This window comes from Arsenicibacter sp. R0_47, assembly GCF_057652235.1.
On the sequence record NZ_JBYFCJ010000002.1, the window covers coordinates 118658 to 143971 of the forward strand.

General features: G+C 47.9%; 26 protein-coding genes. 9 read left to right on the top strand and 17 right to left on the bottom strand.

Annotated features, from left to right (window positions below; all coding sequences use genetic code 11):
* Positions 1-13 precede the first annotated feature (13 nt).
* The gene (locus AC23NW_RS03870; protein ID WP_487447841.1) at positions 14-3697 is read left to right on the top strand and encodes a tape measure protein; all 3684 of its coding nucleotides are present in this window, start codon (positions 14-16) and stop codon (positions 3695-3697) included.
* 21 nt (positions 3698-3718) lie between these two features.
* Here the strand turns inward: AC23NW_RS03870 and AC23NW_RS03875 are convergent, their stop codons facing one another.
* A complete protein-coding gene (locus tag AC23NW_RS03875) occupies positions 3719-3853 on the bottom strand; it encodes a hypothetical protein (RefSeq protein ID WP_487447842.1) in 135 nt (44 codons plus the stop codon).
* 173 nt (positions 3854-4026) lie between these two features.
* On the opposite strand from AC23NW_RS03875, the gene AC23NW_RS03880 reads away from it, so the two are divergent.
* The 3 genes from AC23NW_RS03880 to AC23NW_RS03890 are packed head-to-tail and all read left to right on the top strand — an operon-like array spanning position 4027 to position 5245.
* The gene (locus AC23NW_RS03880; protein ID WP_487447843.1) at positions 4027-4380 is read left to right on the top strand and encodes a hypothetical protein; all 354 of its coding nucleotides are present in this window, start codon (positions 4027-4029) and stop codon (positions 4378-4380) included.
* Positions 4381-4385: 5 nt separating this feature from the next.
* Entirely contained in the window at positions 4386-4826 is a 441-nt protein-coding gene (locus AC23NW_RS03885; protein ID WP_487447844.1) for a hypothetical protein, read from the top strand.
* A gap of 5 nt (positions 4827-4831) precedes the next feature.
* Entirely contained in the window at positions 4832-5245 is a 414-nt protein-coding gene (locus tag AC23NW_RS03890) for a hypothetical protein (protein ID WP_487447846.1), read from the top strand.
* Between the two features lie 15 nt (positions 5246-5260).
* Here the strand turns inward: AC23NW_RS03890 and AC23NW_RS03895 are convergent, their stop codons facing one another.
* From AC23NW_RS03895 to msrA, 13 genes are all read right to left on the bottom strand, one after another.
* The gene (locus tag AC23NW_RS03895) at positions 5261-6709 is read right to left on the bottom strand and encodes a terminase large subunit domain-containing protein (protein WP_487447848.1); all 1449 of its coding nucleotides are present in this window, start codon (positions 6707-6709) and stop codon (positions 5261-5263) included.
* Positions 6684-7256, bottom strand: a complete 573-nt coding sequence (locus AC23NW_RS03900) for a terminase (protein WP_487447849.1) — start codon at positions 7254-7256, stop codon at positions 6684-6686. Before AC23NW_RS03900 ends, AC23NW_RS03895 begins: the two co-directional genes overlap by 26 nt.
* 68 nt (positions 7257-7324) lie before the next feature.
* Entirely contained in the window at positions 7325-7582 is a 258-nt protein-coding gene (locus tag AC23NW_RS03905) for a hypothetical protein (RefSeq protein WP_487447851.1), read from the bottom strand.
* Positions 7583-7588: 6 nt separating this feature from the next.
* Entirely contained in the window at positions 7589-9226 is a 1638-nt protein-coding gene (locus AC23NW_RS03910) for a hypothetical protein (RefSeq protein WP_487447852.1), read from the bottom strand.
* Positions 9227-9239: 13 nt separating this feature from the next.
* A complete protein-coding gene (locus tag AC23NW_RS03915; protein WP_487447853.1) occupies positions 9240-9461 on the bottom strand; it encodes a hypothetical protein in 222 nt (73 codons plus the stop codon).
* Between the two features lie 15 nt (positions 9462-9476).
* Entirely contained in the window at positions 9477-9905 is a 429-nt protein-coding gene (locus tag AC23NW_RS03920) for a hypothetical protein (RefSeq protein WP_487447855.1), read from the bottom strand.
* 8 nt (positions 9906-9913) lie between these two features.
* The gene (locus AC23NW_RS03925; RefSeq protein WP_487447856.1) at positions 9914-10741 is read right to left on the bottom strand and encodes a phage antirepressor KilAC domain-containing protein; all 828 of its coding nucleotides are present in this window, start codon (positions 10739-10741) and stop codon (positions 9914-9916) included.
* A 19-nt stretch (positions 10742-10760) separates the two neighbouring features.
* Entirely contained in the window at positions 10761-12203 is a 1443-nt protein-coding gene (locus tag AC23NW_RS03930; protein WP_487447858.1) for a replicative DNA helicase, read from the bottom strand.
* Positions 12200-12889, bottom strand: a complete 690-nt coding sequence (locus AC23NW_RS03935; protein ID WP_487447860.1) for a hypothetical protein — start codon at positions 12887-12889, stop codon at positions 12200-12202. The genes AC23NW_RS03930 and AC23NW_RS03935 overlap by 4 nt, the downstream gene beginning before the upstream one ends.
* A gap of 279 nt (positions 12890-13168) precedes the next feature.
* Complete coding sequence (locus AC23NW_RS03940) at positions 13169-13540, bottom strand: helix-turn-helix transcriptional regulator (protein ID WP_487447862.1); 372 nt, start codon at positions 13538-13540, stop codon at positions 13169-13171.
* Positions 13541-13664: 124 nt separating this feature from the next.
* The gene (locus AC23NW_RS03945) at positions 13665-15050 is read right to left on the bottom strand and encodes a hypothetical protein (protein WP_487447863.1); all 1386 of its coding nucleotides are present in this window, start codon (positions 15048-15050) and stop codon (positions 13665-13667) included.
* Positions 15047-16177: a tyrosine-type recombinase/integrase gene (locus tag AC23NW_RS03950; RefSeq protein ID WP_487447864.1), complete on the bottom strand. Its 1131-nt coding sequence runs from the start codon at positions 16175-16177 to the stop codon at positions 15047-15049. Before AC23NW_RS03950 ends, AC23NW_RS03945 begins: the two co-directional genes overlap by 4 nt.
* Positions 16178-16328: 151 nt before the next feature.
* Positions 16329-16925, bottom strand: a complete 597-nt coding sequence (gene msrA, locus AC23NW_RS03955) for a peptide-methionine (S)-S-oxide reductase MsrA (RefSeq protein WP_487448334.1) — start codon at positions 16923-16925, stop codon at positions 16329-16331.
* 266 nt (positions 16926-17191) lie between these two features.
* On the opposite strand from msrA, the gene AC23NW_RS03960 reads away from it, so the two are divergent.
* A complete protein-coding gene (locus AC23NW_RS03960; protein WP_487447865.1) occupies positions 17192-18094 on the top strand; it encodes a PPK2 family polyphosphate kinase in 903 nt (300 codons plus the stop codon).
* Positions 18095-18158: 64 nt separating this feature from the next.
* On the opposite strand, the gene AC23NW_RS03965 is transcribed toward AC23NW_RS03960, so the two are convergent.
* A complete protein-coding gene (locus AC23NW_RS03965) occupies positions 18159-18854 on the bottom strand; it encodes a LytR/AlgR family response regulator transcription factor (protein ID WP_487447867.1) in 696 nt (231 codons plus the stop codon).
* A gap of 193 nt (positions 18855-19047) precedes the next feature.
* Between AC23NW_RS03965 and AC23NW_RS03970 the strand changes: the two genes are divergently transcribed.
* The 3 genes from AC23NW_RS03970 (at position 19048) to AC23NW_RS03980 (ending at position 23053) form a co-directional block, all read left to right on the top strand.
* Positions 19048-19449 carry a hypothetical protein gene (locus tag AC23NW_RS03970; protein WP_487447869.1) on the top strand — a complete coding sequence of 134 codons (402 nt, stop codon included), beginning with the start codon at positions 19048-19050 and terminating at the stop codon, positions 19447-19449.
* A gap of 176 nt (positions 19450-19625) precedes the next feature.
* Complete coding sequence (locus AC23NW_RS03975; RefSeq protein ID WP_487447871.1) at positions 19626-22127, top strand: TonB-dependent receptor; 2502 nt, start codon at positions 19626-19628, stop codon at positions 22125-22127.
* Positions 22127-23053, top strand: a complete 927-nt coding sequence (locus tag AC23NW_RS03980) for a DUF4249 domain-containing protein (protein WP_487447873.1) — start codon at positions 22127-22129, stop codon at positions 23051-23053. The genes AC23NW_RS03975 and AC23NW_RS03980 overlap by 1 nt, the downstream gene beginning before the upstream one ends.
* Before the next feature lie 39 nt (positions 23054-23092).
* Here the strand turns inward: AC23NW_RS03980 and AC23NW_RS03985 are convergent, their stop codons facing one another.
* Positions 23093-23260: a hypothetical protein gene (locus AC23NW_RS03985; protein ID WP_487447874.1), complete on the bottom strand. Its 168-nt coding sequence runs from the start codon at positions 23258-23260 to the stop codon at positions 23093-23095.
* Between the two features lie 116 nt (positions 23261-23376).
* Positions 23377-24180: a hypothetical protein gene (locus tag AC23NW_RS03990; RefSeq protein WP_487447876.1), complete on the bottom strand. Its 804-nt coding sequence runs from the start codon at positions 24178-24180 to the stop codon at positions 23377-23379.
* A gap of 213 nt (positions 24181-24393) precedes the next feature.
* Here AC23NW_RS03990 and AC23NW_RS03995 point away from each other — a divergent pair, with 213 nt between their 5' ends.
* Positions 24394-25311, top strand: coding sequence for an SMP-30/gluconolactonase/LRE family protein (locus AC23NW_RS03995; RefSeq protein ID WP_487447877.1), 918 nt, complete (start codon positions 24394-24396; stop codon positions 25309-25311).
* Positions 25312-25314: the final 3 nt, after the last annotated feature.

The window sequence follows — 25314 nt, forward strand, 5'->3', positions numbered from 1 at the left end:
TGACACGGGTTTAATGAACTCAAACAGAATTGAATATGATGACCTGGCAGACTTTCCGGGCATATTAAAGGGCTTTGACTCCCTTAGAAAAGCAATTGAGCAATGGGCAGCTGTTTCTGAAACGCAAAGTGAACGGATCCGGCAGAATATGGTAGCTATCCGTAAGGAGGTAGACGCCAACCGAAATGCCATTGTTTCGGCTACTAATCTTCAGTTTAAGTCAGCTGTAGATAACGGACTATCCCGTTCTGTTCATGAATCAACCCAGGCGCTGAAATTACAGGGAGATACGCTGAAGCGGAATGAAACCTATTTACGTATCAGTGCCGCGGCTGTCGATGATTTACAGGAGCACGTCAGAAAGCTTGTTCAGGAATATAATGAGCTGGACCGGACCGGTGCCGGAGCTCAGAAACGGCTGAATGAAATACAACGGGAGATCCGCAGCTCTTCACAGGTTTTAAAGTCACTCACCACCGTTGCCGAGAAAGCCACCAAAGCCACGCAGGCGGCTGAGGGCTCTTATGCGGCCCTGTCTAAACAGACGGCCGAAATGAAAAAGCGGCTGAGGGAGATGGGCGATACGCTTGATGGTACCACCCTGTCTTTCAATAAAAACAACAAGGCGGCTGTTGAACTGAGGGCTCAGATAGAGAAGAATGACAAAGCCCTGAAGTCGTTTGATTACTCGCTGGGGGACCATCAACGAAACGTCGGCAATTACGGCTCAGCCTTCACAGGACTTGGTAAGAGTGCATTAGGGGCCGTTGCCGGCATCATCGGTGTCTCCTCGGCACTTGATGCGATCAAGGCCGGTCTTGGGGTATTGTCTGACTTTGAGCGGATCAATGCCATGCTGAAAGCGGCTACAAAGGATTCGGATGATTTCAACCGTACACAGCAGATGCTGTTAGCTACAGCTGACAGGTTAGGGGTCAGCTATGAAGCACTGGCCGAAACCTATAAAGGGTTGAAGGTTGCCAGCCGGGGTACCGCTATCGAGGGCAGGGAGACCGAACGCCTGTTCAAGGCAATAACGGCCAGAGGAGCACAGCTGAAGATGACAACCGATCAGATCCAGGGCTCTCTGAAGGCATTCACAGATATGCTCTCCAAAGGGAAAATTCAGGCAGAAGAATTGCGCGGACAGCTGGGTGACCGGATGCCTGGAGCCGTGAAGCTATTCGCAGATGCGCTGGGTGTCAGCGAAACCAAGCTGAACAAGATGATGGAGAATGGCGAGCTACTGGCAGCTACAGTTTTGCCAAAGGTTGCTGTTCAGCTGGAGAAGGTTGTAGGAAGCGATAACCAGCAGAAGGTTCAGTCCATGGAAGCAGGGTGGAACCGGATGACAACGCAGGCTAAGTTATTTCTTGTGGCGCTGGATGGCGGCCGTGTAAGCAGCTTTTTCGGTAAAGTACAGAACGGCATCGCCGATGTTTTTGCTGATTTGACCCAGCTGATTAAGTCCGGTGAATGGGGTCAATTCCTGATGTACCTGGGCGGTAATTACGGGGCGCTGGCTGAGGCTAAGGCCGGCCGTGCTGTTGAACAGGCCGTTGCCCAGCAAAAGGAGAAATTCCGGAACTCTGATGCACCTGCCCGCGAAAAAGAGATTCAGCGGTTACAGAGCGATCTGGCTAAAAAACAGCAGGAACTTGATACCATCCTGAATGAGGCCCCTTCAAAGGAGAGCAACAAGAAAGAGAAGAAAGTAACGACCCAGATTGGTAACCTGAAGGCTCAGATTGAAGAGTATAAAAAGGTAAATAAAGAGCTCGGAGATCAGGAAACCGAAAACGCGAAGCGTGCCAAAGCGCAGGAAGATGAAGTGAACGCCGGCAAGCTCAAACAGGAGCGTGAGAAAAAACAGCGTGAGGCCGATCAGGCATTACAGCGTAAAATGCAGCTTTCATCGACAGATACCAGTGTACAGCTTTCTAAACTCAGTAATGATAAACAGGACGGGCTTGTTTCCGAGGAGGAGTTTATAAAGCGCCGGTATGATATCACCACCTCCGGCATTAAGGCCCGTCAGAAACTACTGGAGGAATACGGTAAAAAGGAAACGGACGATTACCGCGACCTGGCCAGAGAAAAACTGGATGCTGAAACTCAGTACCACCGAGACAGCATGAAACGGCTGCTGGCAGCTGCAAAAACAGAGACAGAAACCCAGCTAAAGGAACTGGCTATCCGGAAAGAAGACGGCACTGTCTCCGAAATGGAGTACATCGAAGAACGCTACCGGATTACCGAGCAGGGTATCGCTAAACGTCAAGACGTATTGAAAAATGCCGGCCTGGCTGAGTCGGAGCTATACAGGCAGATCAGCAATGAGTCATTAGACGCTCAGCGCGAACGGGCACGTGACCTGCGGAAACTGGATGAAAAGACCTGGAAAGAGGCCGTCGAGCTTACCAAAAACAGCCTTCAGCAGATCAACGAAGAACAGAGATCAGCACTCGAAACCCGTTTGGCTGATTTGAATGACTGGTATGAGCAACAGCAACAACTGATTGAGCTTGATGCGGCTAAGGGGAATATTACCGACATAGAAGCAGAAAAACGGCTGTATGACCTGAAAAAAGAATACCTGCAGAATTTTGTCGATGCACAGGTTGACAGTATCCGGACGGCTGAGCAACTGGAACAACAACGGCTTGACAAATTAATTGAGCTGGCTGACACAGAAGAGGAGCGCGAACAGCTGAAGCAAATGAGGCTAAAAGTTATTCGTGAATCTCAGATTGACGTTGATAAGGCGATTGCTGATAACCGGATCAAGCAGAGCGATGCGGCCACTAAAAAGGAAGTTGAGGATGCGCAGAAGATAAAGGATGCCCGTCAGCAGGCACTGGATAATTATAAAGAGGCGGCTCAGGTTGCCATCAATGCCGTTTTCGATAACCAGAAACAGGCATCTGATAATTACCTGAAGAGTCTGGATGATCAGAAAGAACGTGAATTGCAGGCCGTTGGTGATAATGCGGATGCCAAAAAAGCCATTGAAGAACGCTACGAGAAACAGGCTGCTGCTATCCGCCGCCGTCAGGCGATTCAGGAAAAGATTCAGGGGGCGTTCACAATTGGCATCAATACGGCGATGGCTGTTACCAAAGCATTAGCCTCAGCGCCGCCACCGGCAAACTTCGCCCTGGCTGCCAGTATCGGGGTTTTGGGTGCCGCTCAACTGGCTGCTGTACTGTCGAAGCCGCTGCCGGCATACCGTGACGGCAAAAATGTTGATTCAGGCGACCGGTACGAGGGCCCGGCACTGGTAGGTGAAGCCGGTCGGGAGCTGTGGATTGACGGCAAGGGTGAAGCACGTATTGTTGATAAGCCAAGCGTTGTTAATGTCGGCCGGGATGATATTATCTACCCGAATACGCTTACCGAGAAGCTGCTTCGTGATGACAGGGCATTTGAAGCCAGCGAGATGTTACACCGGAACCAGCGGCAACGGGCAGCGGTCGACCGGATCCATCAGAATAAACAACAGGAGCAGGTCAGTATACTGACAAGGGCTCATGCGCAGTCAATGCCGTCAGCGGAGGCCATTGGAAGAGAAGTAGCAAAAGCCAATAAAACTCTTCCGGTGTCAGAAACTCACTTCGACGAGTCAGGCATTACGCAGTTTATCAGGGAGGGAAACAACCGGCGAACGGTTCAGGAGAGTAAGCACCGGCTTAGATAAATCATATTAATTTTTCTGTATCTAACTCGCAGTAATCACTTCAAGTGTTAATAGCTTATCTTTATTAGCACTTGAAGCTTTATCTTTTTTATCATAAGCATTAAAAAAAAGAGCTTTATTAGGAGTAAACTTTTCTTTGTATTTGTTTTGTATCATAACTACAAAATTATACTTGAGACTTCTTGCTAATTATATGTTAGTGGTTGTAAATGAGTCACTTATCTGAAAAATCTCACACTAATCTGGAGTCGGCACGGCATTTGCTCGATCAAAGTAATAATATGTTTTGTTCTAGTGTCCACTGTTCTTATTATAGCTGTGTACAGTTGATGAAACATATTCTTCGCTATAAAAAGAGGATGAGCGAAAGTGACATTAGGTTGGAAGTGAGGAGGTTACGTGAGACGAGTGCTGAGGGAGGAGGGCTGCACGAATACTTAATTTCTTACTTCTACAATGACATAGCCGAGCAGGAGGATGAGGATGAAGGGGATGATACGTTTGAAGACTTAGCAGATCAATTTCAGAGTGACATCCAAGAGTTAAAAACGTTCAGGGTAAGAAGTGATTACAAAGACGAGTCTGTAAGCAGGACAGATGGGGCTAGAGCTCATGATCTAGCCGTCGATGTAGTTAAAAGTTTAAAAAAGGTTTATATAGATAACTCTATAATTGTTAGGTAGTAGTCATGAATTCACAAGAGTATATTAAAAAGAAGCTTGAAAACTTTGTAGGACAATTCATATTTACCCTATGTAAGTATGAGTGGGATGAGTTTTCAAATACTCATCTGGTGGATATTTCTTATGTAGAAGGTTACTCTGAGTCCACTGATATAAAGTTAGCTAAAAGAAGACTGAAAAAAGAATTTCTAAAACAATACCCATTAGAAGGATTCCTGTTTATTCAGGAAAACTCATTGATTGAAATAACGAGTCCAGACGCTCTTTTTACTGGAGTTCTATATAAAAATGAGCAATTCAAATGGGCATTGTTTATAAATGTAGCAAGAGCTAATAATAGGTTTGCAGACTATACTGTGGATACTCAAATGCTTTCTGCTGATAGTGGGCCTTTATTTGCTGGTTATTCCGGTAAAGACTTTGAAATTCAAGTTACACATGTTTGACTCTTATGAATAAAGTTGAATTAAGTTACTCAACTAACTTTGACGGCTATAGGCCTGTTAGCGTTATATTACTGGAATCAAGTTTCAAAAGATCCAGACAAGTAGTTCCTGATCCTCAAAGCGCACAGAGCCTTTCTTTCCATGTAAAGGATGAGTTATCGGAAGAGGGTAACAGGCTATATGTTGAGTTGTCAGTCGAACTTGTGTATCCTGATAAAGAAAATCCTAATGTTGATATTGAAATTAAAGCCGTAGGTATTTTCATTAGACCATCCGATGCAACAAGTCAAACAGATGAAAATTTTACAAATACGCATGCCTTAAGCATCATATACCCAACCATAAAAGAACATTTAACAGACTTGATCACAAAATCTCTTATCCCGTTTCCAAGTCCACCATTTATCAAATTTGGGTAGACACATAGAAGGTAATTAGCTATTATCTGCACCGTCAAACCGGCGTCGAGGAGGGGTTAGATCAAAATCAACCCGCATCATCAGCGTATCGGCATTATCCGGAGAGCGGCCGATCATCTCTTTAATTTCATCCTTGCGCCACACTTCCTTTTTGCCGCTGGTGTCGATGTCCCGGTCTTTCACGTATTCCAGTTCCTCCATAATGGCTTCCTTATCGGTTTCGCCGATGTCAGCCCCGAAATACATCTGATTGTCATTAATGACTCTGGCCAGCAGGAAATAGCATTGGCTCCGCAGGTTGGCGTAATTTTCGTCTACGCGCTTTTGGGTTGCCGGGTTGTGATGAGGTTTTGGCCTGCTGTTGTTGACAAAGCCTTTGCATCCCAGAATGTCAACCACGCCACCGCCGACGCCATCCTCATCAACGAGCACCGATTGCATGGGCACACGGTGCTTGGTGGCTAAATCGCGTATAAAGGCCGCTACAGCCGTTATCTTTTCGTGTTTGAGGGTGTACCAACCTTCAACCCGCCAGCCATTCCACAGGGCTATTTTGCAGCTGTCCTTTCCGAAACGGGCCACATCGGCCGTAATGTACTTCTGACCGGATGCGACAAAGCTATTGGTAAACAGGTTGAGGATATTATCATAAGCGATCAGCGCCGCCGGATCGTCGTCATATTCCCAGTTACCCTTTAACAGGCGTTCCTTTTTAGCTTTATCGGTCAGCGATTGCAGCGCCTCCACGTAATCAGATTCCCGGAACGGATTATCGTATACGAGGGCTTGCAGGAACTGCCGGTAATCAGGCAGCTCCCCCAGCTTTGCAGGCTTGTAAAACGTGTTATAAGCCCAGTTCTTTTTGGGGTTAAGCGTTACGAGCAGTTTCCGTTTCAGGCCGTATTTATCGTTGTTGTGCCGGCCGATACGGGATTTCAGCGTATCGTATGCCCCAAAAGGAACCTCGCCGCCCTCTTCAATCCAGCCGCCTGTATATTCCAGGGAACCGTACCGCTCGAACATCGGATCCGAGGGCAGTAGCCGCAGATCCAGCAGGTCAATCCGGCTGCCGTTGTGGAACTGAATAAAATGGTACTGACCGTTGTATTTAAACAGGCTGTCAGCGGCTAAATCATATTTCTTAACCACCTTATAAAAAGTGATCAGAGTTGATTCTGTGATTCGTTTTAACTCCTGCCGGCCGATAAACCATTTCGTATCAGGGTAAGCAAGACACGACCAGAACAGCCACTCGCAACCCGTCCACGATTTAGCCCCGCCCGCAGCGCCACCATAACCAAGCTCGGTCGTGGTGGCGTCTGTCAGGATCCGGAGCGCTTCTTCCTGCTTCAGGTGCTTAACGCCATCGTTGAGAGTGATAAAGTCAAACCGCTTATTCTTAAACAGCCTGACATGCAGTTTGGCGTAGTCAAGGTTATTAATCAGTGGTGCCAGTTCCTTCATTACGCTTTCTGAGTACTTTTTTGAGCGATAACAGGGCTTCAATCTGATCATCGTTCAGTGCTTCCATATCCTCTTCGGAGATCGTATTCTGCACCTCGACAACCTGCTTATCCCGCCATTTCTTCGGTTTACGGTTCTTCAGCCAGTTTAAAGCGGCACCGGCATCAGGTGGCAATTCCTTGGTAACAACCTTTTTTTTGTAAGCGTCCTGTGTAATCAGGGCGTTAGGAGATATCTCCAAAGTGATCTTGTCATCAATTTTTTCAAACGTTACTTCCTCGTAGCGGTAGCCGGTCGCCCGTTTGAAGAAACTGGCAGCCACCTCAGCGTCGGCGATATCCTTGCCTCGCCTGACTGACTCCGAAAAACTTAAATGCTCTTGTTTCCAAAGATTGACCGTCGATTCGGCCACACCAAAGAAGCCGGCTAATTCGGCATCCGTGTGGCCCAGCAGACAGAGTTTGTAGGCCTGCTCATCATACTCGGGCCTGTAGTCAGTTGGCCGTCCGTGGCCTTCTGCGTAATTATTTCCTTCGGGTGCTGGCATAAAACAGATTTAGTTAGAGTGAATGCCGGTCAGTATGCCGGATTAGCGAGGAACTGATCCGGCTAAGTTCAATCCACTCGTCTAGCGGCATTGTATCCGGTTTGATTTTCACGTTTCAGATATGCGTTTGCATCAGTAATTACCAGCTCAATCGATAAGAGCATACAGGTGCGCTGTTCCTCGATAAGGCTTTCATTGTCGGGCTGCTCCTTAAGCTGTTGGGTTATTGCTTCCATGTGGTTCTCCAGTGCCGTAGACAGAACATAATAGTTCAGATTAAAATGGCCGTATTCGTCGCTGATCGGCACGTTAAAATGAGTAACCATAATAAATCAGTAGGATTCGTTGAACATGTCACAAACAGCCCCCTGCACGCGCAGCCGGATTACCTTGCCTGATGGGGTCTGAAAATCGTAGCGTTCAATCACATTTGGATTCCGGCCCGGATGATACCAGAACAGGGAAACATGCGTCTGACCACCTGAAGATTTTTCCCGTACACGGGCATACAGGCCGCCATGCACTTTACCGGGGCCCGTTGTATTGTAGCCGTCATACATCGACGCCCATTCCAGCAACTGCGTACCGTCGTTTTGCTGTGTGCCATAATTGGCAGGAGTTACCCAGTCTTCTGTAACCCGTTCACCGTTTCGTTCGATACATTTGTATTTGCAGTCCTGCCATTGCTTACCGGCTGTTTTGCTGGTTGTGTTGTATATCATCTTGGCTTTCGGGCCGATATCCATATACCCCATTGGACTTTCCGGATACCCTTTAACACCATCCGTAAACGGGGCATTGTCGTTATCCGGCAGGTTGGTGGAGGCATTGAACCATGAGACAAAATTTGCTCTGTCCTGATTCGGATTTGGGTTTGGCCGGGTCATCTTCAGCGGATTTGTACCGAATATTTCGCTGTTTTCCCAGTTCCAGACATCGGCAATGCCTTCGCGGCCATCGACGTTTACGCCCTCGGTATAAGTCGCTACACACATAGCCACCAACAATTCGTGATCGACCTGCGGGTGTTCGGTTGAAATGACATAGCCGTTAAGAGCCGGTACATCGCGCCGGTAACGGAAGCCATTATGAATCGACCAGGTTACGCCTTCTGTTGGCAACTGCTCGACTTTCGACCAGAAGTGCAGACAGACACGGTTTTTATAAGTCCCGTTGTCATTGGTGGTGCCGAATACACACACACGTACAGCATAGAGTACATTCCAGAAGTGCTTACGGGACATAAAGTCTTCGGCATAAAACTTTACATCATGGACCATGCCCATCTCGTCATAGCCCAGCGCAAAAAAGCTGCACCGGCTGCGGGCAACGGCCCGCGATTGTAATGCCGCTTTCCAGTACGGGTCGTTTGGCTGAGTATGAACACCGTCTGGTTTCCGGAAACCTGGCTTTACCGTGTGCCAGAAGGTATGAAACCCGCCATACGTTGTCTTATAATACAGTGTCCGGCCAGCTTCGGCAAAGCGCTGTTTCAGTCGCTGTACAATACCCTGTTCAAAGGTAGAAATATGGGTGCCGGTCGTAATGGCGCCGATGTCGCGGAGTTTGCCCTCGCCGATGAACTCAGTGCCGATGTAGCCGGCCATTTCAATGAAGTCAGCTACTTTCCGGCCGTGTGTATCATTAAGCTCGACAACCGGAGCGCCTTCATGCGCAGGCGGCGTCCAGCCGATGTCTGACTGGTGATTGAACAGAATGCCGTAGATGTCATTACCGATAAGCCACAGGCCTTTACTTGGCAGTGCGGGCTGTTTGTCGGTTTTGCTCTCATCCGGCTTGGCTACGCCGTCCACACCGGCACGGCCGGGTAAATCCGACGGGTCCGCAACCTCGAAAACCTGATGCTGGATCAGCTTCACATTGTCAACCGAGGCGCTGATTTTAGGCTGGTTGATCCACTGGGCAACCCACGCCAGGGTATTAAATCTGGGTTTTTCTGAAATTGGCATCTTGATAATCAGATTATGAATTAGAAGTTGATTGAGAGACAGGCGAGGCTGAAAAATCCTCAAATACACATCGGTGAACAGTGGTTGCCTGCTGTGAAAGCTGCTGCACCTCTGCTTCGGTTACATCGGTAAACCGGTTGGTACTGGCTACCCGTACGGATAGCGTACCGGTGGTCTGGTCATCCAGAATTACCAGATGATCCGTGGCTTTTTGCTGCTGCTGATCGGTTTTCATAGTCGTATCAGGGGTTTATTCAGGTTGTTGATTTACGCGGATAAGTGAAGCCAGTTCGACCATGGAGAACCGGCTATGGATATTTGTCACGGCCTGCATGAAACGGGGCATAAGTCCATGCCATTCATTTGCCGAAAGCTGCTGTTGAATGCGGTGCAGGGTGGCACGTATGCAGGCCGGAGCCCGCAGCGGGTTAAATGTGCTGAACAGGCTGATAGCCTCATTTACGGCCTGGAGTGATGTTGAGTAGCCCAGCAGATAGCAACGGAATTCCATCTCGAAGTTTTCCCAAAGCAGGCACTCTCCTTTGAATCGCCCGGATACTTCGTAATTCTGAGCAAAAGCAACGTAGCGCGTAATAGGCCGGAGCGTTTTAACCGCCCGTTTTCTCTCCGCTTCACTGGTTAATATGGATTCCAGTTTAAAGTCTTTTGTCGGTGTCATAATCAGGCTCAAAGGCTTTGATCGTGTATGATGGAATGGCTAACTATGGGGCCGGAGATGCCCGGATGCAATTGCTTATTAGTACTTAAGAGTAGCTCCCGAATGCCCGCCACGCCTTTTTGAAAGACAACCGTTTTAAAGTAAACATGCTGTGTACCGTTGGGATTAGTCCATTTGCTTTCAACGACGCGGAACCATCCTCGGTCGACATAGGCCTGATAGGGCCGGTTATTCTTCATAAGAATTCGTTTTTCTCGTAACTGGGCAAATAACTTGGTACGCCCGAGGCCGGGAATGTTGAGTAACTTGGCTACGGTCCCGAGATCGGTTACGTCGCTACTGCCGGTAACCGCTTCGTAAAACTCGACTTTGGGCTGGTCAGCATCACGAAGTGCTTTCAGATGCTGGTTTTCCAGAGCCAGCTTTTCTTTGGCTTCCTCTGCTTCCCAAATCATCTTAGCCAGCTCTTTACGGGATATCTCTTTTATCGCTACCTGGCCTGTGCGCAAGAGTTCAGCCATTTTACGATTACACCAGACAGCAAATCTCGGATTAAGTCGGCGGGCCAGCTCCAGAACCAACTCCTGATGAATCCAGGTCCCCTGTTCAAACCCGGAGCTATTACCTTTCCGGGTGATACGAAGATCTTCGAAACACAACTTCAGGTCCTCGCAAACTGCCTGTTCAAATTCAACCCACTGTTTTGTCTTAAAAATATCATCAGGCTTTTTGCCAAAAGCCCGGCACATGGTGGTGGCATTCGCCATGATACTATCGCCGATCATCTCGAACTCGATAGGCGAATCCTGATACTGATAGATTTGTATAGCATTCATGAGTTTGCTTGGTTGATAATTAAAAATTAACCTCTTCTTTGGGTAGTGGTTGAAAACCGTTGTCTGGGTAGTCGTAGAGGGTGTTAATAGCCCTGTCATAGCGTACCAGGAGCGGATTGTCACGCTCTGTAGTCGGCCCGTTTCGATTTTTGGCAATGTGAATCTCAAGTGTTTGATCCGTTGCCGACCCATCAGGATAGTTCAGAGAATAATACGCTGGCCGGAATAAAAACCAAACGCCGTTTGCGTCCTGCTCAATCTGACCCGACTGCCTCAAATCAGAGAGCATTGGCCGTTTGTCAAAGTCTTTCCGGGTTTCTGAATCACGGTTTAACTGGGATAGCGCCAGGACAGGTATTCCCAGCTCAGAAGCAATCTCCTTCAGTGTTCGGCTTACAAGCCCAACCTGTTCAGTCTCGGTTTTTGCGCCAGGCACAGATACCAGCTGGAGATAATCAACTACCAAAAGCGCAATGCCACGACGCCTTTTCCAGTCATAGGCTTTTAGTCTAAGCTCCATAAGGCTTATCGGCCGGTCGTGGACAGCAATAGGGGCCCGTGAGAGCCGGCCGGAATTACGGTGAAGTATAGACAGGTCACAGTCACCACGATCCAGCTGAAAATTAGAGTATCCTGTTTCGGCCGCCAGTAGTCGCTGCACCACCTCCTCTGCTGTCATTTCAAGACTAATGACACCAACGGGCAACCCTAAGGCTAAGAGCAAGTGGCGTACAATATGCAGTGCTGCAGCACTTTTTCCCATGGCCGGCCGTGCTGCTAATACAATCAGGTTACCTGGTTTCAGCCCTGCGGTTATCCGGTCGACTGCGTTAATGCCTGAACTGAGGCCTGCTATACTCTCCGGTGATTGCTTTTGCTGCTCAATTCGCGCGAAAATATTGCCCAGAATGGTGTCGACGCCCTTTTCGCCAAGACTTTGCCGGTCTGCCAGTAGTTTATCCAGCCAATCCTGTGCAGCGTCCATCAATGACAGTGCATCTGTGACGGGATCCGCGGCCTGCTGCATTAGCTTGGCTGCAAACTGCCATAGCTGACGCTTATAAAATAACTCCAGCAAAAACAGGCACTTCTGTTTAAGCGAAGCGTAAAGTGTCGGACCGGATGTTATATCGGCCAGATAAGAAATGATCGGTAGCTCATCCGCTTCCTGACCACCAAAGCCAAGCCGCTGATATTCTATTTTTACCGACATTAAATCAATTTCGAGCCCTTTTTCCTGTAGGCTGAAAAGTGCTGTACAGACCTGTTGGTTCCTTCTCGTATGAAAAACGTTAGGCGAAAGCAATGTCAATACCTGCTGAAATAAGCGTCCGTCAGAGACAATGGTACCCAACACTGCCTTTTCAAGGTCCTGATCAACGGAATTTAATATAAGAGCTTCCGGGAGCACTTGGCCATCGGCTCGATTATGTTTGGGTGTTATTTGCGATCGCTGCATCATCGGCTAATTAAAACGGGTTTAGGTGCTGCTACAGGAGCTTTAATAGCTGTATCGGACTCTTTCGGACTTGTTGAAAAATCATTCTCCCAAATCCTGTGTCTCAGGTAGCCTTCCGGATTTTTGCGGAACTGACGATCCGGACGGGCTATTTTGTACGCCGTAATAGTATCAAATGCGGCTTGCCGGTCATTTTTGGAAAGAGCCTTCCACGAGTTAAATGCATTTTTCTTTGACCCTTCCTTCTTGCCATAGGCATTCCAGAACTCTTCGAACGTCAATTCGACATTATCCTTAGTTTCTTCTGTTTTAATAGTTTTACTTGTGTTCACCAGCTGTTCAGTAGCTGTACAGTACTTGTTCAAAAATGAACCGCTAAAACAAACCTTGGTTGGTTGCCATATATTAGTTCCGACCTGCACAATTTCGAAAATGCCCCATAATACCAGATCGTCGAGAACCTTCTTAAAAGTCGAGGGAGACCCGATAAATGACATGGTCATTGTATAGTCTCTTGGAAGATCATAAACCTCTCGACTTGGGAAGCGATTACTCAATTCACAAATCCACGTATATAGTGAATGGTGATGAGCTGTGCATCTAGCCTGCATGTCAGTACTGGCCTCTACTTCAGTATAAAATGCTTTGGACAGAGCATACCCGGTCGGTTTGGACTTGTTGCCGTTCATGGTTCAAGTGGGCATTGGAGGGCTTACAAATACTGAGTAGCCAGCTATTGAGTTGCAGGATGACAGTTACTGTGTACTCAAAGGGCTTCGGGTTAATTGATCTGTTGATCAGTAGGCAAACTGGAACTCGCCCCACTATACGTAGTTGTGTCTTATTGAAGTCGACCTCAAAGCCAAAGTCGTAATTTGCATTACAAATGAGATCGTTAGGGTATTTCCGGCGTTTTGCTTCCAGATCAAGTAGACTGAGTTGCCGCAGGGGACTTTGTTCCTTAGAGATCATTGGCCAACCCCCTTTCTTGGCTTGCGGTTCGGGCTAATATGTTGCTGTGCTGAGGTAGCCAGTTCGGAGCTGGTCTTTACGTGTTTGGCTTCTAGCCACTGGTCAATCTCTGATTGGAGAAAAACCAGTCTTTTCCCCATCCTTTTGTGAGGTATTTCCCTGCGCTGGACCTTACCGTAAATTGTAGTAATTGCCGGTCTCCCTGGAAGATAATCCGCCAGTTGTTCAATAGATAGCCAGCGGTCCGGGATTGATTGGGTGGCTTGACCCGTAAGGGTCGCTAAAAGATTGGCTAAGTTGTCTACTTTGCAGGCCAGTTCATAAACGGCAAAGGGCAACTGATCGAACGTAATTACGGGCTTTTCCATTACTAACAAGTCTATTATTTAAACCTGCTGCAATAGTATGGTGATGCCACTGTGATGTAATTCTCGTTGTAAGTGTTGTAAAATGATTTGTAAGAGTTGTAGAATAATTTGTAAAGCCATGGGTTTAATCCGGCCTTTTCCAGTCTCCTCCGCTTCTGAAGTTGTTCTTTATTTCTTCAAAGCTCCAGTTGTCAAAATGATCGGTAAGTAGTCTGATATACTTCTCGGCTGAAGCCTCACTATCAAGTTTACCTGTACCTGGCATGTGTGTGGAACAGTAGGTATAAAATAGATGAAAAAGCCCGACAACATTCCCCTTATCCCTATTGCCTACGTTTAGCGTTAATTTATTAGAAAATGGTTCGCCGACAAATGCACGCTCTATGAACAAGTTTACTTGTTCTTGACTAAGAAAGTAGTCCCCGGCTTTGTTTTTAACTATAGCTAACTGACAGAACCATGCTTCTGCTTTACTTACAGACATCTTATTGTTAAAAATATTCTTGCGGCTATCTGTAGGTGTAGATAGTAATACAGTGTCGGCTGTTGATTCTTTTAGGAGCTTTGCGGCTCCTTTAAAGTACTGCTTTTCATTATCCAGCCATTCGGCTATAACCTGCACATACTTCTTTTCCTTTTTAGAAAAGTTGCTTAGTAATAGTGTCTGTTTAGTGTTGTGTCTTTCATTGAGTACAGCCAACCGGCGTTCATTTACTTTATCAATCATTCTATTTGATACAAGCGACTTACTATCAGTCGATTGAAGTATGGCTTTTGTTTTTTCAAACAACCAGGCAATCAACTGCAACTGACTTAATAAGGTCACTTTGGCCAATCCGGTATAGGGATTATACCGAGGCTCTTCGGAAAATACAGGGAATATATTCTCAAACCTTTCTTTTAGCTTATCAAAGGGGGGGATAGAAAAAGGGAATACAGATAGCCACCTTTGATAAATTTGATATAACTGATTCAGGTCTGTTTCTTCTGCCTTATCCTCATACTGTATAGATGGATCCTGATAAAGGCTGTTTATGTAATCAGTTAACCTCTGTGCTTTATGTAAACCGATCTCATTTTGAATCGATTCGATAAAAGATGTTATCACCCATTTGTAAATGTGGTCTCCGAAGGATGGATTTCCGAAACTACTTGCAACGTAATCTATATAGTTTGTAATATCTTCATACCAGTTCCGCTGCTCTATCATCATTCCGATGTGGTGCTCAGTGTACGCTATTCTAATGACAATACTTTCTGCAAATTCATCTGTTTTATAGACAGATAGATTAACGAAAGGGTTTTTAGTCATTTCCTCCCGATGGAATCTGCAACAGTATGGAAACTTTGAAGTAAGTTCTTTCGCGTAATCAATAATTAACCGATGACGTTCACAGCAGTAAGGGAAGTTTGCAGGAGTCTGATAGCTTCCATGCACAAGGGGAACAAATGGGGGCTGATACACGAAGTCAGGCTTTAGTATCACAAATGGATTTTTCGAATTGATCATAAGCTTAGCTTTATTTTATTGGCTGCTTCGCGTTTTTTCTCATCTACAACCTTTGCGTAAATCTGTGTGGTTTTAATGTCACGGTGTCCCAGCATCTTGGAAACTGTGTAGATGTCGGTGCCCAGTGTTATCTGGAGCGTGGCGTAGGTATGCCGTAAACAGTGGAATGTAATAGGACGGCTTATACCTGCTTCCATTGCCCATTGTCTCAGCTTTTGATTTTGCCAGGCCGAATACAACAACCCCGGAAATACCTTTTCGTCGGTGGCTTTCGGGGGGCCAAGAAGCAGATAGGCATCATCAGAGATCGGCAGGTCTTCCGGTGTCTGGGTCTTTTGTTGGGTATACCTGACTTTATGCCCGTCATTATCCTGAAAGACCTCACCCCAGGTAAGTTTGGCAATGTCACTATACCGGAGGCCTGTCAATGCTGAAAATAAGGCCGCCTGCTTCAGATAGGGTAGGTCACAATCTGCTTTGGCAAGAGCCCGTAATTCGTCGAGGGTCAGAAACTCCCTTTTTGTATCCTTCAATGGTATGCGTTTGACATTCTGGGCCGGATTATGGTCAAGCAGCTTTGCTTCTACAGCGCGTTTGACTGAGGTCTTAAAAATGGTAAAGTATCCGACAGCTGAATTGTGTGCAATGGTCGACCCTTGTTTGGTGGCGCTAAATGCCTTTGCTGAGAGCAGGTAGTTTTTGAAGTCTTTGCAAAACTGTTCTGTTAGGTCTTTTATCAATAGCTGTCCACCAGCAAACTCGTTGAGATGACGGTAAGCACTCATCCAGTTGTTACGGCTGTTAACGCTTCGTTTGGCCCTCTCTTTCTCTGCCTCCCTTTTGAAGAACATCAGAAAATCACCTTTGCCGGCGTCTCTGTCTAAGAAACCATACAGCCCTTTTTGAATTGCCAGCTGGCGCTGAGCGCATATATTCTGACCAAGTAGCCGGGTATCTTTGTTATGCTGGCGTTCTAAGTCAGTACGTGGCTTTTCGTGTACATAGAGGCCGAGAAATTCACGGCGTGTTGATTCGCCTGTTTTAGGATGAGTAATGGCAGGGTAAAAGTCCAGATACAGGCTTTTACGACCATTCTGGATAGATTTCTCACGCAGTGTTACTTTCATCAGTTATTTTATTTGTACCTCAACAGGGTAAATATGTAGGATGGATACACTAAAGGTACAAATAAACACTGAATAAGCCCGCGCTATCAGTTACTAAAATAGTAGTATAATTAAGAAAAAAGCCCATTTCTGGGCTTTCTACTAAGATTTGCTAATGGTTTGCTACTGCGTTGTTATCCTTCTTCAATTTTTCCTTAAATACCTTCTTGAACTTGTCAAGTTTAGGCGCAATGACGAAGGCACAATAGCCCTGATCCGGATTCTGAGCAAAATAGTTCTGGTGATAGTCTTCTGCAACATAGAATGTTGTGGCCGGACTGATCTCCGTTACGACCGGTTTACCGTAGGCGTTTTCTTTATTCAGCTCATTTTTCGCCGTTTCAGCCAGCTTTTTCTGCTCATCGTTGTGGTAAAAAACAACAGAGCGGTACTGCGTTCCGACATCAGCACCCTGACGGTTCAGGGATGTCGGGTCGTGGCTGCGGAAGAAGGCTTCCAGTAATTCGGCATAGCTAATCTTAGCCGGGTCATACGTTACTTCCACGCATTCGGCATGGCCGGTTGTACCCGTACAGACTTCTTTATAGGTTGGGTTCGCTTTCTGTCCGCCTTCGTAACCAGAAACGGCCGAGATTACGCCGTCGAGCGACTCATACATAGCTTCGGTACACCAAAAGCATCCGGTACCAAATGTCGCTTTTTCCAGCTTACCGGTGCCTGACGTCGCGGCTGTGTTTTCTGTATTCATGGTTTTGGTTTTTTGCTGATTGGATTGGTTGGCCGACTGGGCGCAGGAGCCCATGGAAACAGCCGTAAGCAGAGCCAGCAGCCATCCTGCAACATACTTCTGAGCAAAAGCGTTAACAAACATACGTTAATTATTAACAGTTGTTTAAAAGGTTATTAAACCTACGTTATTCAAACCGATCAGGATTGTTTTCTGTGTAGCTTAGTGCACAGAAGCTGTTCTGCACTGATAACATTCCCGATTTTCATAAAGTTTACCGATCGCTTATGTCTGGCAATTTCTTACCCATTAAAAATAAAAAATTTCTGGCCGATGGCTCGGAAGAGTTCTGGCACAGAGATGCACCCACCAAAATTGACGACTTATACGAAAACGAGGATGATTACAACCATAAGCTCGGGGAACTGGTAGAACAGATCAATACCTTGCAGGAGCGGATGTATGCCCATAACCGGTATGGGGTTGTGATCATTTTTCAGGCCATGGACGCGGCCGGTAAGGACAGCACGATTCAGCATGTGTTTGCCGGTGTTAATCCGCTGGGGGTGCGGGTAAATTCCTACAAACGGCCGTCGGATAAGGAGCTTGACCATGATTTCATGTGGCGAAACTTTCTGGACATGCCCGAACGCGGTACCATTACCATTTTCAACCGGTCGTATTACGAAGAGGTGCTTGTTGTAAAGGTTCATCCGGAGATTATCAAGACGAGCCAGCGACTGCCCGAAGAGCTGACGGACAACATGGATAAACTCTGGGAAAACCGGTACAAGGACATCCGGCATGTCGAAACCTATTTTTACCGGAACGGCTTTCGGGTGATCAAGTTTTTCCTGAACGTATCGAAAAAGGAACAGGGTAAACGGCTGCTGAAACGCATTGATGAACCGGAAAAGAACTGGAAATTCGAGAAGCAGGACGTGGTTGAACGAGGGTTCTGGAAGAAGTACATGAATGCTTACGAAGAAGCCATCAACGCAACCGCAACCAATAAGGCGCCGTGGTATATCATACCGGCCGACGATAAGAAGAATATGCGGCTGATCGTGGCACAGCTGATTGTGAATGAATTGTCGGACCTGAAATGCAGTTATCCGGAGCCGACTGAAGAGCACCTGGCGTCGCTGAAGGAAATGGCGCAGATGATCCGCGAACAGGACGAAGAATAAACGACAAAAAAGCGGCTCAGGAACTCCGAAGCCGCTTTTTGCTTTTATAGACTAGATACTAAACTCAGGCGATCGGCACACTGTCTTTAATGTCTTTTCTATACGTACGCCCGATTGGAATGATTTGCTGTTGAATGGTAATCTGGCCGGTTAGCAGACTAATGTTATCGATCAGATTGAGGTTTACAATAAAGCTTTTATGAACGCGTAGAAACCGGCGATCCAGTAGATCTACCATTTTCTGTAAAGAACGTTTAACGGCATAGCGTTTATTCTCTGTCTGTATAATAGCGTAATTGCCCTCTGATTCTACCCAATGAATGGATTGTAAATCAATGCGTTCTATTTTACTTTGGTTATTACGGACAAATACGGACTGAATCGGAGAGATTTGAGCGTACTCAGCTGCCGGATACAGGAGGTCAATCGTTCGTTGAAGTGTTAACCGATGAAAAGGCTTAACAAGCAGCGCTGCATGCGGAAATTGCCGGATCCGCTCGTAAGCCAGTGCAAACGGATGAGCCGTGGAAAAAACTATCGGTAACGATAAGGTCTGCGTGCGGTTTAAGAGCATAAGTGTACTCTTCCCGTCATCCTGAAATAGTTCTGAAATAACCAGATCAATTTTACCGGGTTGCAACCATTTTTCCGCCTGTTCAATTGAGGATACAGTGCTGACCAGATTCAGGGCATTATCAGTCAGAATCTGTTTCATTTCTGCCGCATATGCTATATCATTTTCTAAAAGCAGTATCTTCATAGCTTTCCGGTAATGGTATCAATAATTAAATACATTTATTCATATAAAATTTGCTTCAGATATTGGTTAGACTTCGATTCTGCGAAAAGTAACTTCCTGAAATCACCCTTAATTATTCGGTTCTGTACTGTTTTGTCTCACACTGCTTTCTTTAGCAGGTTTGTTGATAGAAAATTTTCAAACAACAGACATTATGGAACAGCTTATGCATCTGGTTGAAGAATATCTTCGCTTTAGAACCAAACTGTTACGCGTACTGGAAACTTTACCGGCAGACCGGCAGGCAATAATGGATGCGGTCGACTTGTCAGAGCAACAGTTTCTGAACCGGCGGCGCAAACCGGAAACGTGGACCAATGATGAACTGACGCGGCTTGCTTCATACCTGCGTCTGGACCATACAATCTGCTTTCACATCCGGAAGCTGCCGGTTATCATTGACCTGATGCCTTCACCGCAAAAGTTTTACCTGCTGCGCCGGATCAGTATCGACGCGACCAAAATGCACCGCCGCCGGGCAAACTATAATACCTGGAAAGTGGAAGAGCTTAGGTTACTGGTTGTAACGTTACAGAACATGCCGGTTTTCTATTAACCTTGCGAAACGTATAGGGTCTTTCTTTTATCCTACGAAAAGTGCCGTTCCCACCCGGATTTTTCAGGTTCATCTAAATTTTAGCCAAGTACCGGATATATGACATTACCTTTGTGCTTTGTGAAAACAACAACGAAGTGAACTGGTTTTTTATGCAGTAAACCCAATGGTAAACGATGAGGTACAGGTTGATTTTAGGGTTAATCGCACTGCTGACAGCAGTTGCAGGAACTGGTAAGGGTTGGGCCCAGGGGCAGCTCACGGTCAGCGGATACGTGAAGGACAAAGCCAACGGTGAAGGGTTAATCGGTGTTTCGGTATATGTAAAGGAGGCTAATACGGGCGCGGTAACGAATAACTATGGCTATTACGCTATTTCGTTACCTCAGGGACAGTATACGGTAACGGTGACGTACGTCGGTTTTGCCAAACAGCAGCTACCGGTAACGCTCACCGATCAGAACGTAAAACTGAATATCGAACTGGGAGAAGAAGGCAAGGAACTGGCCGAAGTAACCGTAAAGGCTGAACGGGAAGAAGACAACGTCCGGAATATTGAGATGAGCGTTAATAAGATTGACGTGAAAACCATTCAGCGGATTCCGGCCCTGTTGGGCGAGGTTGATGTGATTCGTAGTATCCAGCTGCTGCCCGGCGTAACAACGGTCGGGGAGGGGGCTACCGGCTTCAACGTACGCGGGGGCAATATTGACCAGAACCTGGTGCTGCTCGATGAAGCACCGGTCTATAACTCTTCCCACTTATTCGGGTTCTTTTCGGTCTTTAATCCCGATGCGGTCAAGGACGTGAAGCTGATTAAGGGCGGTATTCCATCCCTGTACGGCGGACGAATCTCGTCGATTCTGGACGTACGGATGAAGGAAGGGAATGCCAAAAAGCCCGAACTGACGGGCGGAATCGGCCTTATTTTCAGTCGGCTGGCCTATGAGCGGCCGTTCCTTAAAAAAGAAGACGGTACGTCGCGGGGCTCATTCATCGTGGCGGCCCGCCGGTCGTATGCCGATATTCTGGCGCAGCCGTTCCTGAACAGTGATCTGCGCGGGTCAAAGTTTTATTTCTACGACCTGACCGCCAAAGGCAATTATAAAATCAACGCCAACAACACGATTTACCTGTCGGGCTATCTGGGTCGCGATGTGTTTGGCTCCGATTTCGGCTTTAACTGGGGAAATGCAACGACCTCACTGCGCTGGAATCACGTATTCAGCGACAAGTTGTTCCTGAATACAACCGCCTTCTACAGCAATTATGATTACCTGCTCGATTCGGATCTGAAGAAGAAGGAGGAAAACAAAAACGATTATTTCCGCTGGAAATCACAAATCATCAACTACAGTCTGAAACCGGATTTTACCTTATTTCTGAAAAACAATACACTGAGTTTCGGCGGCCAGGCCATTGTCTATGACTTCAAGCCCGGAACGGCTACTGCTGCCAGTTCGGGCGAGGTGCGTACGTTTGGTCTGGAAAGTAAATATGCGCTTGAGGCCGCCCTGTACGTAGGCAATGAACAGCAGATCGGCAGCCGTCTTCAGTTACAGTATGGCTTACGGTACTCCTATTTCAACTACATCGGTCCGGGCGAAGCCTATTCGTTTCAGACGGATGTACCGGCCGGACAGCGGCGTTTTCCGGTACTGAGCCAGACAAAAACGTATGGACGCGGAGAGAGTATTCAGACCTATGGCAACTGGGAACCACGGTTTTCGGCCAAATATGAACTAAGTGATAACAGCTCGTTTAAGGTAAGCTACAACCGGCTGGCGCAGTATATCCACCTTGTCTCAAACACTACCGCCTCGACACCGCTGGATGTCTGGACGCCATCCACCAACAACATCCGGCCGCAGCTGGCGGATCAGCTGGCCGGCGGGTATTTCAAAAACTTCGGTCCGTCGGGTAATGCCTATGAAGCCTCGGTGGAAGTATACTACAAATGGATGCAAAACCAGCTGGACTATATCGACGGAGCCAATCTGCTGCTGAACAAATACCTGGAAGGTGATCTGCTGAGCGGCAAAGGCCGTGCTTACGGGGCTGAATTCTTCCTGAAAAAAAATACGGGTGCGGTTCACGGCTGGATCAGTTACACGCTCGCCAAAACCGAGCGGCAGGTCAATGGCATCAACAAGGACAAGTGGTTCCCGTCGCGGTTTGACCGCCGGCATACGTTTAATACCGTACTGCTCTATGATCCGGTCAAGGCGAATGGCAACCCGTCGCGGTGGAGTTTTTCCGGCACGTTTGTGCTGAGCACCGGCACCCCGGCTACCTTCCCGACCAATCAGTTCCAGTATCAGGGCTATGTGGTACCACACAATGCCGACTACGCCCGCAACAACTACCGGATTCCGGTCTATCACCGGCTGGATATAGCGGCTACCTTACAGGGTAAGCGCACACGCGCAAACGGGAAGGCACGGAAGAATCAGGACAACTGGGTGTTCTCGGTCTACAACGTCTATAACCGGAAAAATCCGTTTTCGGTGTACTTCCGGCAGGCCGTTCCGACTTATGTGGACAAGGTGCTGACGAGTGCAGACGGAAAGATCACGTTTGATACTAAAGAGCTTCAGGGCAGCAACAAAACCGAGGCCGTACGCTATTCAATTTTCGCGACCATGATTCCGTCGGTAACCTATAACTTCAAATTCTGATGAACACCCACCACGCAAAACAAACCATGACTCGTTTATTTTCAGGGATCGGGCTGTTGTGCCTGATGGCCGTGGCGCTGACGGGCTGCGAAACGGTGATTGATGCAAAGCTGGACGAAGGTCCGTCGCAGTTATCAGTGGATGCCTGGATTACGGATCAGCCGGGGGCACAGTCTGTTCGACTGACGCAGACAACGGCCTATTTCAACAACGGCGTGGCGACACCCGCCACAAACGCTACGGTGGTGGTTATGGATGAGGCGCAGAAGCTGTATTTCTTTACCGATCCCGACAACGATGGAACGTATGTCTGGACCCCGGCCAAAACGACAGACACCCTCGCCCGGATCGGTCGCACCTACTATCTGGGCATCCGTTTTCAGGGTGAAGAATATTACTCACAATCGAAGATGAACCGCGTGCCGCCGATTGATTCGCTTATTTTCCGGAAGGAGAAAATCAATCCGCTGTCAACGGAGGAGGGCTATCAGGCAGAGTTTTATGCCAATGACCTGCCAAAGGCAACCGATTATTACCGGATACGCTATTTCCGGAACAGCCAGTTGCAGAACCGGCCGCAGGATTTGATTCTGGCTTACGACGGAGCGTTCAGCGGCAGCGGCAATACGGATGGGCTGGCGTTTATCCGGCCCATCCGGCAATCGATCAATCCGGCAGGCTTATACGCCATGAACGATACGGTCCGGGTTGAATTGCAGTCGATTCCGGCGGAAGCGTATTATTTTCTGCAGCTGCTGAATCAGCAGATTACAAACGGCGGGCTGTTTGCTACGCCGCCGGCAAACGTGCCGACCAATATCATTAATGCGAAAACGGGAGGGAAGGAGGCCACCGGCTTTTTTGTGACCTCGGCGGTCAGGAGTCGGAAAGCGGTAGTCGGGCCGGCAACGATCCGGGCCAACTGACAAAAAAGGGGAGCGTTTGGTTACGCTCCCCTTTTTTGTTTAGTGATTCCATGTCGGTGATAGTTTTACCTGTATGTTGCCGAACGGCGTATATCGCGCCAGCAGGCTGATCACCATATAAGGGACAACCAAAATAACAACGGCTATCAGTAAGGCCGCAGCCGCCAGGAACCCCAGAATCGATCCCGTAATACCTGATCCAATCATTAGTAAAAGATGGAGAAAGTTGTTCATTTCAGCAGAGTTATGGGTTTCTGCTGTATAGACAAGTATTATGCCAAAAGGGTGGCATTGCCGCCTCAACTTTTACAAAACCGGTTTGCTCAGCGCCGTGCTGCCTTGCTGGCTTTGGCCGTGACCAGTTCCTGCTCAAACGTAATCGGTACCGCCGCTTCTTCAGGGAGGGTATATACCAGATTCAGGTAACGGGCGCCGGGATTTTTGCGGACATACACCAGCCCCCTGACCGACTCACCGGCGGCGACCTCCGTTGGTTTCAGCGCCATGGCCTGCCAGCGGTACGATTCCTGATCATATTTCTGCATCCGGTTGGCATGCGTGCCATAATCAACGGCCCGTTTAACGTTCAGTGCCTGCCACGCCAGGTCGTGGTTAACGCGGTTGCGGCGCCATTCGCCGTAATTGCGGCTTTTGCCCGACGAGGAAGCGTCGCTGATCAGGATGGCGGCAAACAGGACGGTATTGATGACTTTCGCCGTTTTCAGGCGCTTTTCTTCTTTCTTCTGGCGCAGGGCAACCTGACTGGCGGCATAGTTGGGATCAACGGCGTGCAGAACGGCCAGGGCCTCATTCTGCTGTATTATCCGTAGCGTATCCTGACCGGCGTCCAGAAAACTATACTGAAAATCGGACGGATTGACGGTGATTGTGTGCTCCGTTTTATTTTTAACTTCAATGTCAAAAACAACGTATTCCATGTCTTCGTGCTCAAAAGACGCAACGACGCCGATATTATTCTGTTCGGCTTTGGTGGTAGACCGGCCATCGATCCGGGCGATATCGCCGGAGACGGGTTCCAGACGATAGCGGGTGATCTGGGGCGCACAGCTGCTGAGGAAAGCCGTGATGCCCGCCGCCGTTAACAGGTGCCGGAGGTAGCTGTTCATCTTCATATTCGTAGTACTTGTCTGTAAGCGAAGATACTGGCTGACAGCCGGTGTTCCAAGCCATTTGGTATGAATGGTATCATGATCACGAAAGGCAGTAGAACAAGCAGGAGAAAGCCTTACTTTTGACAACCGTAGCGGTCTGCGTATGTGCGCTGTCAGGACAACCGGCCCATCACCCGACTACAGACAATACCTTAACCAGCATCCCTGATGTACACAACCCTGAAAACATGCTTTGTCGCGGCGGCGCTTTGGACCGGGCAGTCGTATGCATTTGCCTCATCGCGGGCGCTGACCGATTCGACCGATCTGGTTGCGCCGGGTACGCGGCCGACGCAGGTGGCGAAACAGTTCAAATTCACGGAAGGACCGGCCGTTGATAAAAAAGGTACTATTTACTTTACCGACCAGCCCAACGACCGGATCTGGAAATACGGCGCCGACGGGAACCTGTCGCTGTTCATGGAAAAGACCGGCCGCTCGAATGGCTTGTTTGTCGATAAAAAAGGCAATATCGTGGCCTGTGCCGACGAAACCGGCGACCTGCGGGCCATCAGTCCGGACGGTAAGGTAACAATCCTGCTGAAAGACATTAACGGGCAGCGCATGAACGGCCCGAATGACCTGTGGATCGACCCGAAAGGCGGTATTTACTTCACAGACCCGTTTTACCCGAGGGATTACTGGTCGCACAAAAAGCCGGAAATCGACGGGCAAAAGGTATATTATCTGCCCAAAGGTGCACAACAACCGGTCTTGCTGGACGATCAGCTGATGCAACCCAACGGAATCGTTGGTACGCCCGACGGCAAACACCTGTTTGTGGCCGACATCCGGGCCAGCAAAACCTATAAATATGACATTCAGCCCGATGGTACGCTGACCAATAAGCAGCTGTTCATTTCGCAGGGGTCCGACGGTATGACGCTCGATAAGCTGGGCAACCTCTACATTACCGGTCGTGGGGTGACGATTTTTGATCCCAGTGGCAAGAAAATTATGAATATTCCGGTGCCGGCCGGCTGGACGGCCAATGTCTGTTTTGGCGGCAAAGACCGGAAAACCTTATTTATTACGGCCTCCGATGCGGTGTATACCGTGCCGATGAAGGTCAAAGGCGTTGAATAGTTC

Bases quoted from the DNA above. Each gene is read 5' to 3' on its own strand.
- AC23NW_RS03870 (WP_487447841.1), top strand. From the start codon at position 14: ATGAACTCAAACAGAATTGAATATGATGACCTGGCAGACTTTCCGGGC.
- AC23NW_RS03875 (WP_487447842.1), bottom strand. From the start codon at position 3,853: ATGATACAAAACAAATACAAAGAAAAGTTTACTCCTAATAAAGCTCTT.
- AC23NW_RS03880 (WP_487447843.1), top strand. From the start codon at position 4,027: ATGAAACATATTCTTCGCTATAAAAAGAGGATGAGCGAAAGTGACATT.
- AC23NW_RS03885 (WP_487447844.1), top strand. From the start codon at position 4,386: ATGAATTCACAAGAGTATATTAAAAAGAAGCTTGAAAACTTTGTAGGA.
- AC23NW_RS03890 (WP_487447846.1), top strand. From the start codon at position 4,832: ATGAATAAAGTTGAATTAAGTTACTCAACTAACTTTGACGGCTATAGG.
- AC23NW_RS03895 (WP_487447848.1), bottom strand. From the start codon at position 6,709: ATGAAGGAACTGGCACCACTGATTAATAACCTTGACTACGCCAAACTG.
- AC23NW_RS03900 (WP_487447849.1), bottom strand. From the start codon at position 7,256: ATGCCAGCACCCGAAGGAAATAATTACGCAGAAGGCCACGGACGGCCA.
- AC23NW_RS03905 (WP_487447851.1), bottom strand. From the start codon at position 7,582: ATGGTTACTCATTTTAACGTGCCGATCAGCGACGAATACGGCCATTTT.
- AC23NW_RS03910 (WP_487447852.1), bottom strand. From the start codon at position 9,226: ATGCCAATTTCAGAAAAACCCAGATTTAATACCCTGGCGTGGGTTGCC.
- AC23NW_RS03915 (WP_487447853.1), bottom strand. From the start codon at position 9,461: ATGAAAACCGATCAGCAGCAGCAAAAAGCCACGGATCATCTGGTAATT.
- AC23NW_RS03920 (WP_487447855.1), bottom strand. From the start codon at position 9,905: ATGACACCGACAAAAGACTTTAAACTGGAATCCATATTAACCAGTGAA.
- AC23NW_RS03925 (WP_487447856.1), bottom strand. From the start codon at position 10,741: ATGAATGCTATACAAATCTATCAGTATCAGGATTCGCCTATCGAGTTC.
- AC23NW_RS03930 (WP_487447858.1), bottom strand. From the start codon at position 12,203: ATGATGCAGCGATCGCAAATAACACCCAAACATAATCGAGCCGATGGC.
- AC23NW_RS03935 (WP_487447860.1), bottom strand. From the start codon at position 12,889: ATGAACGGCAACAAGTCCAAACCGACCGGGTATGCTCTGTCCAAAGCA.
- AC23NW_RS03940 (WP_487447862.1), bottom strand. From the start codon at position 13,540: ATGGAAAAGCCCGTAATTACGTTCGATCAGTTGCCCTTTGCCGTTTAT.
- AC23NW_RS03945 (WP_487447863.1), bottom strand. From the start codon at position 15,050: ATGATCAATTCGAAAAATCCATTTGTGATACTAAAGCCTGACTTCGTG.
- AC23NW_RS03950 (WP_487447864.1), bottom strand. From the start codon at position 16,177: ATGAAAGTAACACTGCGTGAGAAATCTATCCAGAATGGTCGTAAAAGC.
- msrA (WP_487448334.1), bottom strand. From the start codon at position 16,925: ATGAATACAGAAAACACAGCCGCGACGTCAGGCACCGGTAAGCTGGAA.
- AC23NW_RS03960 (WP_487447865.1), top strand. From the start codon at position 17,192: ATGTCTGGCAATTTCTTACCCATTAAAAATAAAAAATTTCTGGCCGAT.
- AC23NW_RS03965 (WP_487447867.1), bottom strand. From the start codon at position 18,854: ATGAAGATACTGCTTTTAGAAAATGATATAGCATATGCGGCAGAAATG.
- AC23NW_RS03970 (WP_487447869.1), top strand. From the start codon at position 19,048: ATGGAACAGCTTATGCATCTGGTTGAAGAATATCTTCGCTTTAGAACC.
- AC23NW_RS03975 (WP_487447871.1), top strand. From the start codon at position 19,626: ATGAGGTACAGGTTGATTTTAGGGTTAATCGCACTGCTGACAGCAGTT.
- AC23NW_RS03980 (WP_487447873.1), top strand. From the start codon at position 22,127: ATGAACACCCACCACGCAAAACAAACCATGACTCGTTTATTTTCAGGG.
- AC23NW_RS03985 (WP_487447874.1), bottom strand. From the start codon at position 23,260: ATGATTGGATCAGGTATTACGGGATCGATTCTGGGGTTCCTGGCGGCT.
- AC23NW_RS03990 (WP_487447876.1), bottom strand. From the start codon at position 24,180: ATGAACAGCTACCTCCGGCACCTGTTAACGGCGGCGGGCATCACGGCT.
- AC23NW_RS03995 (WP_487447877.1), top strand. From the start codon at position 24,394: ATGTACACAACCCTGAAAACATGCTTTGTCGCGGCGGCGCTTTGGACC.